Consider the following 12,816-nt stretch of genomic DNA (forward strand, 5'->3'; position numbering starts at 1 on the left):
CTTCTCGCAACCGAAACGAAATCGGGTCTAGGCTGCCGCCATGGCAGCTCCCGACTCCCCATTCTGGCACCAGCCGCTCTCCTCCACCCTCCAGTCGCTCGATGCTTCCGATGCCGGCCTGACCGGTGCCGAGGCCAAGGCCCGCCTCGGCCGCTACGGGCCCAACCTGGCGGCACCCCCGCCCGGCCGCCGCCTGCTGGCCCGCATCGGGCGGCGGCTGATCGAGCCCCTGGTGCTGATCCTGCTGATCGCGGGGGCCATCGCCGGCATCAGCGGCGATGTCGCGAGCTTCGTCATCATCTCGCTCATCGTCGCGCTCTCCGTCACGCTGGACGTGGTGCAGGAGCGCCGCGCGGAGGCCACGGCGGATGCGCTGCGCCGCCAGGTGGCGCTGTCGGCCCGCGTGCGCCGCGACGGCGCGCTGGTCGAGATCCCGGTCGAGCAGGTGGTGCCCGGCGATGTGCTGGAGCTCTCGCCCGGGGAGCTGGTGCCGGCCGACGGGCTGCTCCTCGCGGCACGCGATGCGCATGTGAACGAGGCGCTGCTGACCGGCGAGGTGTATCCGGTGGAGAAGAAGCGCGCGGATGCGGCGGAGGAGGGCGCGCTCTATGCCGGCACCGCCTTCGTCAGCGGCTCCGCCAGCATGGTCGCGGTGCTGACCGGCCCGCGCACGCGTTTCGGCGCCATCTCCGCCGCGCTGGAGGCCGAGGCCCCGCCCACTGCCTTCCAGATCGGGGTGCGGCGGCTGGGCGTGCTGATCGTCAGGCTCACGACCTTCCTGGTGCTGTTCGTGCTGCTGGCGCATCTGGTCTTCGCGCGCCCGCCGCTCGAATCCTTCCTGTTCGCGGTGGCGCTGGCGGTGGGGCTGACGCCGGAGCTGCTGCCCATGGTCATGACCGTCACGCTTTCGCGCGGGGCGGCGCGGATGGCGGCGCGCCAGGTGGTGGTGAAGCGGCTGGCCGCCATTCACGACCTGGGCGCCATGAACGTGCTGTGCACCGACAAGACCGGCACGCTGACCGAGGCGCGGATCACCCTGGCGGGCACGCCCGATGTCTCGGGCGCGGACAGCGCGCGGGTGCTCGAGATGGCGCGCGCCAATGCGGGGCTCGCGGCCGGCGTGCCAGGTCCGCTCGATGCCGCCATCCTGGCGGGCGGCGGGGCAGGGGCGTGGCAGCGGATGGACGAGGTGCCCTTCGATTTCGAGCGCCGCTGCGCCTCGGTCCTGGCGGGGCAGGGCGAGGAACGCCTGCTGATCACCAAGGGCGGGCCGGAGGCCGTGCTCTCCCGCTGCGCCAGTGTCGAGACGCCGGACGGCCCCCGCCCGCTGGATGACGCGATGCGCGCCCGCATCGCGGCGCTGGAGGAGGAGAAGGCCGGGGCAGGGCTGCGCATGCTGGCCGTGGCCGTCCGCCCCTTCGGCGGCACCGCCGCCGCGCGTGAGGACGAGCAGGGCCTGTGCCTGGTGGGCTTCTGCCTGTTCGAGGACCCGCCCAAGCCCTCGGCCGGCGAGGCGATCCGCCGCCTGACGGAGGCCGGGGTGCGGGTGAAGGTCATCTCGGGCGACGCGGCGCCGGTGGTGGCGCATCTGGCGCGCACGCTCGGCATGAAGCGGCTGCGGGTGCTGACCGGGCCCGAGATGGAGGGCATGCCCAGCGCCACCCTGGCGCGGCTGGTGCTGCAGGTGGACCTGTTCGCCCGCATCTCGCCCGAGGGCAAGCTGCGCATCATCCGCGCCCTGCAGAAGCACGGGGCCACGGTGGGCTTCATGGGCGACGGCATCAACGACGCGCCCGCCATCCATGCCGCCGATGCCGGCATTTCCGTGCAGGGGGCCACCGATGTGGCCCAGGCCGCGGCGGACCTGATCCTGCTGCAGCCCGACCTCGGCGTGCTGGCGGACGGGCTGATGGAGGGGCGGCGGACCTACGGCAACATCATGAAGTACATCCGCATGGGCACCAGTTCCAATTTCGGGAACATGCTGTCCATGGCGCTGGCCTCCATCGCCATTCCCTTCCTGCCGCTGACGCCGGTGCAGGTGCTGCTGAACAACCTGCTCTATGACTTCTCCGAGACGGGCATCCCCTTCGACACGGTGGACGAGGCGACGACCGCGCGCCCGCATGGCTGGCAGATGGCGCCGCTGCTGCGCTTCACCCTGGTCATGGGCGCGCTGTCCTCGGCCTTCGACATGGCGACCTTCGCGCTGCTGGTCTGGGTGTTCCAGGCGGGGCCGGAGGTGTTCCGCACCGCCTGGTTCCTGGAAAGCATGGCGACCCAGATCCTGGTGATCTTCCTGATCCGCAGCGCGGGGCCGTTCTGGCGGCATTGGCCGCACCCGGTGCTGGCCGGCACGTCGCTGGCCGCGCTGGCGGTGGCGGTCTTCCTGGCGCTGGGGCCGCTGGCGCCGGTGCTGGGCTTCGCGCCGCTGCCGGGCGCGCTGCTGGGGGCGATCGGGCTGCTGGTGGTGCTGTACCTGGCCGCCGCCGAATTGCTGAAGCGCGTGGCGTTGCCCAGGCGGTGAGGCCGGGCAACGCCGCCGCCGCGCCCTACTTGGGCTGCGGCACGATCCGCAGATAGGGGCGCGGCGCGTCCCAGCCATTGGGGTAGATCTTCCTGGCTTCGTCATCCGAGACGCTGCCGGCGATGATCACCTTGTCCCCGTCCTGCCAGTTCACCGGCGTCGCCACCTTGTGCTTCGCGGTCAACTGCATCGAATCAAGCACGCGCAGGATCTCGTCGAAGTTGCGCCCGGTGGTCATCGGATAGCTGATCATCAGCTTGATGCGCTTGTCGGGGCCCACGATGAACACGGTGCGCACCGTGGCGTTGTCAGCGGCCGTGCGGCCGTCGGACCCGCCGTCCAGGCTCTCGGGCAGCATGTTGTACAGCTTGGACACGTTCAGGTCCGTGTCGCCGATCATCGGGAAGTTGGGGTGGGTGCCCTGGGTGGCCTCGATGTCCTCGGCCCATTTCGCATGGTTGGTCACGGGGTCCACGCTCAGGCCGATGACCTTGGTGTTCCGCTTGTCGAATTCGGGCTTCAGCTTGGCCATGTAGCCCAGCTCGGTCGTGCAGACCGGCGTGAAGTCCTTGGGGTGGGAGAACAGGATGGCCCAGGAATCGCCGATCCATTCATGGAAATCGATCACGCCCTCGGTGGTCTGCGCCTTGAAGTTAGGCGCCTCGGAATTGATCCGCAGAGACATCGCCCGCTTCCTCTCATCGGTTGTCGTTGCGCGTATCACAGCATAGCTCGCTCGCGCCCAGGTAGTGACGCTTTACGGAAGCGCAATGAGCGCCCCACTTGTCCGTACCACCGGGGCGGCGTAACCCTGGGCTTCAGGGAAAAGGAACACGGCATGCCGGCAGACAAACCGCGCCAGATTCGTCTCGGCCTCTTCATGCAGGGGGCGGGGCACCATGTGTCGGGCTGGCGTCATCCTCAGGCGGAATTCGGCGGCGAGAATCTGGGGCTGATCCAGCGCATCGCGAACACGGCCGAGCAGGGCCTGTTCGACATGCTGTTCCTGGCCGACGGCCTGGCCTCGGCGGCCGACATGCACCCCAGCTTCGTGGTGCGCATCGAGCCGATCGCGCTGCTCTCGGCGTTGGCCATGTCGACCAAGCACCTGGGCCTGGCCGCCACCGCCAGCACCACCTATGGCGAGCCCTATCACGTGGCGCGCGCCTTCGCCTCGGTGGACCACCTTTCGGGCGGCCGCGCGGCCTGGAATGCCGTCACCACCTCCTATGCGCGCTCGGCCGCCAATTTCACCCGCGGCGAACACCCGAGCCACGATGAGCGATACGCCATCGCCGAGGAGTTCCTGGATACGGTGAAGGGGCTGTGGGACAGCTTCGCCGACGACGCCTTCCCGAAGGACAAGGAAAGCGGCGTCTATGTGCGCGGCGACCGCATCCACACCCTCGACCACAAGGGCAAGTACTTCTCGGTCAAAGGCCCGCTGAACTCATCGCGCCCGCCGCAGGGCCACCCCATCATCATCCAGGCCGGCTCCTCGCTGCCCGGCCAGAAGCTGGCGGCCCGCACCGCAGACGCCGTCTTTACCGCCCAGCAGAGCCTGGAGGAGTCGAAAGCCTTCTGCGACAGCCTGTCCCGGCTGATGGCCGAGGAAGGCAGGGCGCGCCACACGCTGCACGTCATGCCGGGCTTCTGCCCCGTGGTCGGCGCGACCGAATCCGAGGCCCGCGCCGAGTTCGAGAAGCTGCAATCCGGCATCGACCCCGTCGCCGCCCTGCGCCTGCTGTCGGACCGCATCGGCCATGAGCTGTCGGGCTACAACCTCGACGAGCCGCTGCCCGACCTGCCGGAATCCCAGGCCCTGCAATCCCGCGCCAAGCTGCTGACCCAGATGGCGCGCCGCGACAACATGACCCTGCGCCAGCTCTCCAACCTGGTCGCCGGCGCGCGCGGGCACCGCATCGTCTGGGGCACGCCCGCCCAGATCGCGGATACGATGCAGGAATGGTTCGAGGCCGGCGCCGCGGACGGCTTCAACATCATGCCGCCCTTCTTCCCCACCCAGTTCGAACGCTTCGTCGAATCCGTGGTGCCGGAACTGCAGAAGCGCGGCCTGTTCCGCACCGCCTACGAAGGCACGACCCTGCGCGAGAACCTGGGCCTGGAACGGCCGAAGAACCGGTTCTTCGAGGGGTGAAGGTGGGCCGGGGCCTTGCCCCGGACCCCAGCCAGGGGCTTTGCCCCCGGCACCCCCACCAAAGGCCGAAAGGCCTTTGGAAACCGGGAGCTGAAAGTTTGAGGAAGGGGCTGTAGGCGCGCTTGGAAGCGGCGGGCGTTCTGAGCCCCTTCCTCAAACTTTCAGATAGCTGATGGGTTCCAAGGGTCGCTACGACCCTTGGCGGGTGTCCAGAGGGCGGAGCCCTTTGGTGGGGTCGGGGGCAAAGCCCCCGGTCCGCCCTCACCCATGAAGAACCAGCTGCTTCCGGAACTGTGCCGCGCAGGCGGCCCAGGAGTAGGTTTCGGCGTGGGCGCGGGCGGTCTCGCGGCTGCATTCCAGCGCGGCGAGGCAGGCTGTGCGCAGGTCATCGTCCAGCTGGCCGGCGCCGGGGTTGGTCACCACATCGCGCGGGCCCATGACCGGATAGGCCGCGACCGGCGTGCCGCAGGCCATGGCCTCCAGCAGCACCAGCCCGAAGGTGTCCGTGCGTGAGGGGAAGACGAACACGTCGGCCGAGCGATAGGCGCTGGCCAGGTTCGCGCCGCTTCGCCAACCCGCGAAATGCACGGCGGGGAAGCGTGCCTGCAGATCCGCGCGCTGGGGCCCGTCGCCGACCACGACCTTGGTGCCCGGCAGGTCCAGGGACAGGAAGGCCTCGATGTTCTTCTCCACCGCCACGCGCCCGGCATACAGGAAGATGGGGCGCGGCAGGTCGGCGAACTCGGTGGGGCCCTCGGGGGTGAACAGCGAGAGGTCCACGCCCCGCGTCCAGGGCAGCACATGGCGGAAGCCTCGCTCGGCCAGCTCGTTCTGCAGGGTGGCGGTCGCGGCATAGGTGCCGCTGGCGGCATTGTGGAACCGCCGCAGCCAGGCCCAGGCGAGGCGCGGCGGCATGCCGGTGCGCGCATGGACGTATTCGGCGAAGCGGGTGTGGAAGCTGGTGGTGAAGGCCCAGCCGCGCTTGCGGCACAGGCGCCGCGCCGCCATGCCGAGCGGCCCCTCGGTCGCGATATGCATGGAGTCGGGCCGGAACTGGTCCACCAGCCGCTTCAGCCGGCGCGCCGGCAGCAGCGCCAGCCGGATCTCGGGATAGCTGGGCATCGGCATGGTGTGGAATCGGTCGGGGCCGATCACCTCCACCACGTCGCCGCCGGCGCGCAGTTCCTCGTTCACGGTCGAGAGGGTACGGACCACGCCGTTGACCTGCGGGTACCAGGCGTCGGAGACGATCAGCAGCCGGATGGGGGCACCCGGCAAGGGATGTCGCGGTTCAGCGGAACGGATCAAGCGGGCACGGTCTCTGCGGCGGTGCTGCCGCGCCACATGCTCAGGCGGTTCTCCTGCGCCCAGTCGATCAGGCGGAAGGTGCCGTCGGTCTCCTCGACCAGGGCGGTGCAGCTTTCCACCCAGTCGCCGCAGTTCATGTAGGCCGTGCCCTGCACGTCGCGCATCTCGGCGTGGTGGATGTGGCCGCAGACCACGCCGTTCAGCCCGCGGCGGCGGGCCTCTCCGGCGAGTGCCACCTCGAAGCGGTCGATGGCCTTCACCGCCTCCTTCACCTGGCGCTTCAGCCATTGGCTGAGCGACCAGTAGGGGTAGCCGAAGCGCTGGCGGGCCGAGTTGAACACGCGGTTGATGACCAGCGCCCAGTCATAGGCCCAGTCGCCCAGATAGGCGAGGAACTTGGCGTAGCGGATGACGCCGTCGAACTCGTCCCCGTGCATGATCAGGTACTTCCGGCCGTCGGCGGCCTCATGCACCGCCTCGCGCGCCAGCTTCACGCCCGCGACCTCGAGGCCAAGCCACTGGCGGAACATCTCGTCGTGGTTTCCGGGGATGTAGGTCACCTTGGTGCCGCGCTCGGCCTTCTCCAGCAGCAGGCGCAGCACCTCGTCGAATTCCTCGTGCCAGTACCAGCTCTTGCGCAGGCGCCAGCCGTCCACGATGTCGCCCACCAGGTACAGGTGGTCGCATTCGGTGCGGCGGAGGAAGTCGATCAGGAAATCGCTCCGGCAGCCGCGGGTGCCGAGATGAATGTCCGAAATGAAGACGGCGCGGTGGCGCCGCTGGGTCTGGCCGTTCTGCATGGCGCGCCCGGATTCCTTCTTGCGGTCGCGGTCCGGATAAACCGGGTCGCACGGCTTTCGCGTGAAGCTTCGATGAAGGAAAAAGCCCGGTTTTCCGCCGGTCACAGCGATGTCACGCGGCTGGCATCGAATTGTCACGCAGCCCGGGTAAGGCCCCGCCCGTGCTGATCATCTTCAATCCCGTGGCCGGGGGCAGCCGCCGCCGCCGCTTCGCCCGCGCCCTGCGTTGCCTGCGTGGCGCGGGCGCCCGTGTCGAGATCGCGGAGACCCGCCACGCGGGCCATGCCGCCGTCCTGGCCGCCGAGGCCGCCCGGCGTGGAGAGCGCCTGATCGTGGCCGGCGGCGGCGACGGCACGGTGGCGGAGGTCGCGGGCGGCATGGCCGGCAGCGGGGCCACGCTGGGGCTGCTGCCGCTCGGCACCGCCAATGTGCTGGCGCATGAGCTGGGCCTGCCGATCGGCCCGGAGCAGGCGGCGGGCGTGCTGATGACCGGGCGCGAGGTGGTGCTGCGCCCCGGCATCGCGCGCTATCCGGGCGGGCGGCAGCGGCTGTTCGTGCAGATGCTGGGCGCGGGCTTCGATGCCGCGGTCGTCACGCATCTCAACCCCGCCGAGAAGCGGCGCTTCGGCAAGGGGGCCTATCTGGCCGAGAGCCTGCGCCAGATCGGGGCCTATCGTTTCCCCACCATCCTGGCCGGGCTGGATGACGCGCCGATGCAGGCGGTGGCGAGTGTCATCGTCTCGAAGGGGCGGCTCTATGCCGGCCGCTTCGTCGCGCTGCCGGGCGCGAGCCCGCTGCATGCCGGCTTCTCGGTGCTGCGCTTCACGCGGGGCGGGCCGCTGGCGACCATGATCGCGGGCAGCGCTCTGCCGCTGGGGCTGCTGCACCGGGTTCCCGGCGCGGTGCTGGAGCGGGCGGGACGGGTTCACCTGGCCTCCGCCTCCCCCGTGCCGGCCCAGGCGGATGGCGATGCGGCGGGCGAACTGCCCGTCGTGATCGAGGACGCGCCGGAGGGCCTGCCCTTTCTGGTGCCCTGAGGGGGCTCTCGACCTCGCCCGGCCACTGTGCTGCCTTGCCGCATCCAGGAAAGGTAGCGTCCATGCCCATCGGTTTCCGTATCCGCCCCGTCACTGATCGCGTCGATCCCGCCCTGTGTGAGCGCGCGAGGAAGATCCCGGCCGCCAATATCGGTGATGTGATGAACCGCATGCAGTCCATGCGCGGGGGCTTCCGTGCCTTCGGCGGGCTGCGCACGATCGCGGGGCCGGCCTTCACGGTGCGCGCCTGGCCGGGCGACAACCTGATGCTGCATCGCGCCGTGGACATGGCCGAGCCCGGCGACATCATCGTCTGCGACGGCGGCGGGGGGCTGGATTGCGCCCTGATGGGCGACCTGATGCTGGGGCACGCCACGGCGCGCGGCATCCAGGGCGTGGTGATGGACGGCGCCGTGCGCGACATCGCGGAGCTGGCGCAGATGAAGATCGGCGTCTGGGCACGCGGCCACACCCCCGCCGGCCCCACCAAGGAGGGCCCGGGCGAGATCGGCACCACCCTGGCCTGCGGCGGCCTGTCGGTGGCGCCGGGTGACCTGATCGTTGCCGATGAGGACGGGGTGGTGGTGGTGCCGCGCGCCGAGGCCGAGGCCGTGATCACGGCGGCCGAGGCGCATCAGGCCAAGGAAACCGCCATCACCGCCGCGATCCGGGGCGAGGGCTGGGATCGCGGATGGGTGGCGGAGGCCCTGCGCGCGAAGGGTTGCGAGGGCGCCTGAACGCACGGCTTTGCACCCTGGCGGCGTATTCGCTATGTTCCCGCGCATGGGTGCCGCAGGGGGGCGCCCGCGGCGCAGTCCAGGGTCCCGCAGGGGGTGGGCACCAGGCGCGCCCCTGTAGAAAGGGTTGCTGGCATGAAGGCGCCACAGACGGATAGTTCGGCCCCAACCGGCGGGGCGCTGGGGCGCCGGCACGCGCTGCTGGCGGCCGCCGGCATGACGCTGCTGCCCGGCATCGCCATGGCCGCGGACATGGACGCCGTGGAACGCCTGGCCCAGCGCCTGCGCGGGCTGGAGGCCGACGGCCTCGACCCCGCCTGGTACCAGATCCCGCCGCGTGAAGCCGCCTATGCCGACCCGGCGGGCTATGCCGCCGGCGTGCAGAACGCCGCCCGCCTGGCCCTGCAGGACCTGGTGCAGGGCCGTGCCGCCATCCCCACCGGCCGCATCGACATCCGCCGCGACCCCGCGGCGAACCCGATCGGCCCCTGGCTGACGGAACTGTCGACCGCGACCGAGCCCGTGACCGTGATCGAGCGCGCCGCCATGCTGCCCGAGGGCGCGGCCCCGCTGAAGGCCAAGCTGGCCGAGGCCCGCGCGCGCCTCGCCGGCTGGACCTTCCCCCAGATCCCGGTCAGCGGCACGATCGAGCCTGGCCGTACCGACAGCCGCGTGCCCGCGATGCGTGAGCGGCTTTCCGGCACCGACCCCGTCCTGGCCGCCAGCCCCCTGCCGGCGGACCCCAACCTGTATGACGAGACCCTGCAGGCGGCGGTGCGCCGCTTCCAGCAGGGCGCGAACCTGGAAGTGGACGGCCGCGTGGGCCCCGGCACCCAGGCCGCGATGAACCGCACGCCCGAGAACGACATCACCTCCCTGCGGGTGGCGCTCGATATGCGGCGAGGGGCCTGGAAGCCCGGGCATGAGCGCCGCGTGGACGTGAACCTGCCCGACTTCACCCTGGCGGTGAAGGAAGGCGACCGCCTGGTGCTGGGCATGGATGTGGTGGTGGGGCGCCCCGGCCGCGCCACCCCGCTGCTGGCCACCCGCCTGACCACGGTGCAGTTCAACCCGCCCTGGGGCGTGCCGGTCCGCAACGCGGTGGAGGACAAGCTGCCCCAGCTGCAGCGCAACCCGCTGGCCCTGCAGCGCGCGGGCATCCGCATCTTCCAGCGCGTGGACGGCGAGACGACCGAGGTCGATCCCACCACGATCAACTGGCGCAGCTACAGCCGCACCAACTTCCCGTTCATCATGCGGCAGGACCCGGGTGAGCTGAACGCCCTCGGCCGGCTGAAGTTCATCATGCCGAACGGCGAAGACATCTACATGCACGACACCTCGGAGCCGCACCTGTTCCGCCGGCCCGAGCGTGCCTATTCCTCCGGCTGCATCCGCCTGAGCCGCCCCATGGACTTCCTCGTGATGCTGATGGAAGGCATGGACGGCTGGAACCGCCCGCGCATGGAGCGCAGCGTGGCCGAGGGGCGCACCTTCTCGGTGCCCCTGCGGCGGCAGCTTCCCGTCCGCCTCCTGTATCAGACCGCCGTGGTGGAGAACGGCGGCGTCCGCATTCGTCCCGATATCTATGGGCTGGATACCCAGTACCTGCGGGCCATGGAACGTGGCCCCGCCCGGCCCATCGCTTCCCGGAGCTGACACGACTATGAATTTCCTCGGCCATTGCTGCCCCGCCTGCGAGGGGCTGGAAGCCTCTCTTCGCCTGGAATGCGACGCCCCATCGAAGCCAGGGCGCCGCGCCCTGTTCGCGGCGGCGCTGGCAGGCACGGCAGGGGTCATGGCCACGCCACCGGCAGTGGCGCAGGTATTCGGCGGCGGGCCGCGCAGCATCGCCATCCACCGGCTGCAGACCGGTGAGAGCGTGAACGGCACCTATTGGCATGACGGCCGCTATGACCGTGAGATGCTGCGCCAGCTGGATTGGGTGATGCGCGACCCCCGTATGAGCGAGGCGACGCCGATGGACCCGCGCCTGTTCGACGTGCTGGCCACCGTCCAGGCCCGCATGGGCGCGCAGGGTGAGGCCTGGCACGTCGTCTCCGGCTATCGTGCGCCGGAGACCAACGCCATGCGTTCCCGCGAGTCCCGCCGGGTGTCGCGCGTGTCGCTGCACATGTCCGGCATGGCGGCGGATGTGCAGCTCACGGGGCGCAACTCGCTTCAGCTGGCCCGCGTGGCGGCCGAGATGCAGCTCGGCGGTGTCGGGCTCTATCGCCGGGACGGTTTCATCCACCTGGATTGCGGCCCAGCCCGCCGCTGGTGATGGGCGCCCCGCACCCCTATCGCCGCCTTCCGCCGCAGCGCTTCTGGCGCCACGCGGCGCGCGAGGCGGCGGAAGGCGTGCCCGACCCCGTCACCCCGCCCGATTTCCGTATCGGCCCCGATGATGCCGTGGCCACGGCGGGGTCGTGCTTCGCCCAACATATCGCGGCGCATCTGAAGGCGGGCGGGTTCAACCTGCTGGTCACCGAGACCGATGCCGGGGCGGTGGAGGCACCGTTCTCCGCCCTCTACGGCAATGTCTACACAGCGCGGCAGATGCTGCAGCTGGCGCGCCGCGCCCATGGGCTGTGGCGGCCGGGCGAACAGGCCTGGCGCCGCCCCGACGGCCGCTGGGTGGACCCGTTCCGCCCGCAGCTGTTCCCCGCCGGCTTCGAGACGCCCGAGGCCGTGGCGTCCGCCCGGCTCTCGCATCTGGCCGCCGTCGAGCGCCTGCTGGCCGAGGCGCGGGTGCTGGTGCTGACGCTGGGGCTGACCGAGGCCTGGCTCGCGCCCTGCGGTGCCGCGCTGCCGGTGCCCCCCGGCGTGCTCGGCATCGAGGAAGGGGCCGGCGAGGCCCGCTTCCACAACTTCACCTTCGAGGAGGTGGTGGCCGACCTGGACGCGCTGATGGAGGAGCTGCTGGAGGACAATCCCGGCCTGCGCGTCATCCTCACCGTCTCTCCGGTGCCGCTGGTCGCGACCTATGAGGCGCGGCATGTGCTGGAGAGCAACACATTGAGCAAGGCCGTGCTGCGCGCCGCCGCGGGCCGCGCGGCGGACCGCCATGCCGCCGTCACCTATTTCCCGTCCTTCGAGATGGTGACATCGCCGCTCGCGCCCGCCGATGCCTTCGCGGCTGACCGGCGCTCGGTCTCCGACGCCATGGTGGGGCGGGTGATGGGCGTGTTCTCCCGCCATTTCCTGGCCGAGCGCGGCAGCCTGCCCAACGCCCCGGCAGCCCCGTCCGCCGCGCCCGACATCACCCCCGAACAGGAGGCGGCCTTCCGCGCCCGCTCATCCATCCTGTGCGACGAGGAACGCCTGGACCCTTCATGAAGATCGGTGTGCTTTTCAGCTGCCAGCACGCCATGCTGGCTCATGCGCTGCGTGCCCTCGTGCCCGGCAGCCATGTGCCGCATTACGATCTGGCCGATTGCCGCACGCCGGAGGCGCAGCAGGAAGTGCTGCGTCACCTGGAGGGCAGCGACATCCTGATCACGGCAGGCGCGCCCGAGGAGTTCGGGCCGCTGCACGACCCGGTGCTGGCCGGGCGGGTGAAGGCGCTGCACCAGTTCCCGTCGCTCAGCTTCGGCGGTTTCCATCCCGACACGGTGCACATCCCGCTGCCGGACGGCCACACGCTGCACGGGCCGACGGGCCAGTATCACTCACGCCTGGCGCTCGGGGCCTATCTGTCGGGCTTTTCGCCCGGCGAGGCGGAACTGCTGTTCAACCGCCGGGTGTTCTCGCGGCTGGGCTATCTGGGGGCCTTCGCGCTCGAAAGCGCGCTGATGACGCGGCTCTATGCCGACTACGGCATCGAACTGACCGAGGCGCTGGAGCGCTGGCGGGCCCGGGGGGTGTTCATGCACAGCGTGAACCACCCGCTGAACTTCGTCATGGTCGACATGGCCGTGCTGGTCGCGCGGCGGCTGGGGCTGATGCAGCCGGGGGGATGGGCCGACTGGCTGGTGGTGGAGGACAATCTGCGCCTGCATCCCCGGCACCCCGTCCTGCCGCCCCTGGCCAGGGAGCTGGGGGTGGAGGGCGAGACCGGCTTTCACATCGGCGGGCCGCGTGTGGCCGAAAATTCCCTCTCGCTCGGCCAGTTCCTGGCGGCGGAATACGCGGCCTTCCAGGCCCGGCCGCATGAGGTGCTGCGCGGTGCCGAGGGGCTTGATGCCGTGATGACGCTGCTGGCCTGACGGACGCACCACGCGTTCCTCTTGGAAGCGCGCGGGAATTC

11 protein-coding genes are annotated in these 12,816 nt (G+C 70.6%); 8 read left to right on the forward strand and 3 right to left on the reverse strand.

Annotated elements, in window-relative coordinates:
• Positions 1–40: 40 nt before the first annotated feature.
• The gene (gene mgtA, locus EOD42_RS07920) at positions 41–2,527 is read left to right on the forward strand and encodes a magnesium-translocating P-type ATPase (protein ID WP_127786953.1); all 2,487 of its coding nucleotides are present in this window, start codon (positions 41–43) and stop codon (positions 2,525–2,527) included.
• Positions 2,528–2,552: 25 nt separating this feature from the next.
• On the opposite strand, the gene EOD42_RS07925 is transcribed toward mgtA, so the two are convergent.
• Positions 2,553–3,212 carry a peroxiredoxin gene (locus EOD42_RS07925; RefSeq protein WP_127786954.1) on the reverse strand — a complete coding sequence of 220 codons (660 nt, stop codon included), beginning with the start codon at positions 3,210–3,212 and terminating at the stop codon, positions 2,553–2,555.
• Positions 3,213–3,365: 153 nt separating this feature from the next.
• Between EOD42_RS07925 and EOD42_RS07930 the strand changes: the two genes are divergently transcribed.
• Positions 3,366–4,685 (forward strand): LLM class flavin-dependent oxidoreductase, encoded by a 1,320-nt coding sequence (locus EOD42_RS07930; RefSeq protein ID WP_127786955.1) that lies wholly within the window; start codon positions 3,366–3,368, stop codon positions 4,683–4,685.
• 261 nt (positions 4,686–4,946) lie between these two features.
• Here the strand turns inward: EOD42_RS07930 and EOD42_RS07935 are convergent, their stop codons facing one another.
• Positions 4,947–5,948, reverse strand: a complete 1,002-nt coding sequence (locus tag EOD42_RS07935) for a glycosyltransferase family 4 protein (protein ID WP_127787213.1) — start codon at positions 5,946–5,948, stop codon at positions 4,947–4,949.
• A gap of 41 nt (positions 5,949–5,989) precedes the next feature.
• On the reverse strand, positions 5,990–6,793 hold the full coding sequence (locus tag EOD42_RS07940; protein ID WP_127786956.1) for a UDP-2,3-diacylglucosamine diphosphatase: 804 nt from the start codon (positions 6,791–6,793) through the stop codon (positions 5,990–5,992).
• Between the two features lie 161 nt (positions 6,794–6,954).
• Between EOD42_RS07940 and EOD42_RS07945 the strand changes: the two genes are divergently transcribed.
• The 6 genes from EOD42_RS07945 (at position 6,955) to EOD42_RS07970 (ending at position 12,775) form a co-directional block, all read left to right on the forward strand.
• A complete protein-coding gene (locus EOD42_RS07945) occupies positions 6,955–7,830 on the forward strand; it encodes a diacylglycerol/lipid kinase family protein (protein WP_164867826.1) in 876 nt (291 codons plus the stop codon).
• Positions 7,831–7,892: 62 nt separating this feature from the next.
• A complete protein-coding gene (locus EOD42_RS07950) occupies positions 7,893–8,567 on the forward strand; it encodes an RraA family protein (protein ID WP_127786958.1) in 675 nt (224 codons plus the stop codon).
• Between the two features lie 135 nt (positions 8,568–8,702).
• Positions 8,703–10,226 (forward strand): L,D-transpeptidase family protein, encoded by a 1,524-nt coding sequence (locus EOD42_RS07955; protein ID WP_127786959.1) that lies wholly within the window; start codon positions 8,703–8,705, stop codon positions 10,224–10,226.
• 7 nt (positions 10,227–10,233) lie between these two features.
• The gene (locus tag EOD42_RS07960) at positions 10,234–10,851 is read left to right on the forward strand and encodes a DUF882 domain-containing protein (RefSeq protein ID WP_240655054.1); all 618 of its coding nucleotides are present in this window, start codon (positions 10,234–10,236) and stop codon (positions 10,849–10,851) included.
• Positions 10,827–11,906, forward strand: a complete 1,080-nt coding sequence (locus tag EOD42_RS07965) for a GSCFA domain-containing protein (RefSeq protein ID WP_127786960.1) — start codon at positions 10,827–10,829, stop codon at positions 11,904–11,906. Before EOD42_RS07960 ends, EOD42_RS07965 begins: the two co-directional genes overlap by 25 nt.
• Positions 11,903–12,775, forward strand: a complete 873-nt coding sequence (locus EOD42_RS07970; RefSeq protein WP_127786961.1) for a WcbI family polysaccharide biosynthesis putative acetyltransferase — start codon at positions 11,903–11,905, stop codon at positions 12,773–12,775. The genes EOD42_RS07965 and EOD42_RS07970 overlap by 4 nt, the downstream gene beginning before the upstream one ends.
• Positions 12,776–12,816 lie beyond the last annotated feature (41 nt).

Origin of the sequence: Rhodovarius crocodyli (assembly GCF_004005855.1) — a bacterium.
GTDB lineage: Bacteria > Pseudomonadota > Alphaproteobacteria > Acetobacterales > Acetobacteraceae > Rhodovarius > Rhodovarius crocodyli.

Excerpts from the sequence above, each read along its gene's own strand:
- EOD42_RS07960 (WP_240655054.1), top strand. The coding sequence starts at position 10,234 with ATGAATTTCCTCGGCCATTGCTGCCCCGCCTGCGAGGGGCTGGAAGCC.
- EOD42_RS07930 (WP_127786955.1), top strand. The coding sequence starts at position 3,366 with ATGCCGGCAGACAAACCGCGCCAGATTCGTCTCGGCCTCTTCATGCAG.
- EOD42_RS07955 (WP_127786959.1), top strand. The coding sequence starts at position 8,703 with ATGAAGGCGCCACAGACGGATAGTTCGGCCCCAACCGGCGGGGCGCTG.
- mgtA (WP_127786953.1), top strand. The coding sequence starts at position 41 with ATGGCAGCTCCCGACTCCCCATTCTGGCACCAGCCGCTCTCCTCCACC.
- EOD42_RS07970 (WP_127786961.1), top strand. The coding sequence starts at position 11,903 with ATGAAGATCGGTGTGCTTTTCAGCTGCCAGCACGCCATGCTGGCTCAT.
- EOD42_RS07925 (WP_127786954.1), bottom strand. The coding sequence starts at position 3,212 with ATGTCTCTGCGGATCAATTCCGAGGCGCCTAACTTCAAGGCGCAGACC.
- EOD42_RS07950 (WP_127786958.1), top strand. The coding sequence starts at position 7,893 with ATGCCCATCGGTTTCCGTATCCGCCCCGTCACTGATCGCGTCGATCCC.
- EOD42_RS07940 (WP_127786956.1), bottom strand. The coding sequence starts at position 6,793 with ATGCAGAACGGCCAGACCCAGCGGCGCCACCGCGCCGTCTTCATTTCG.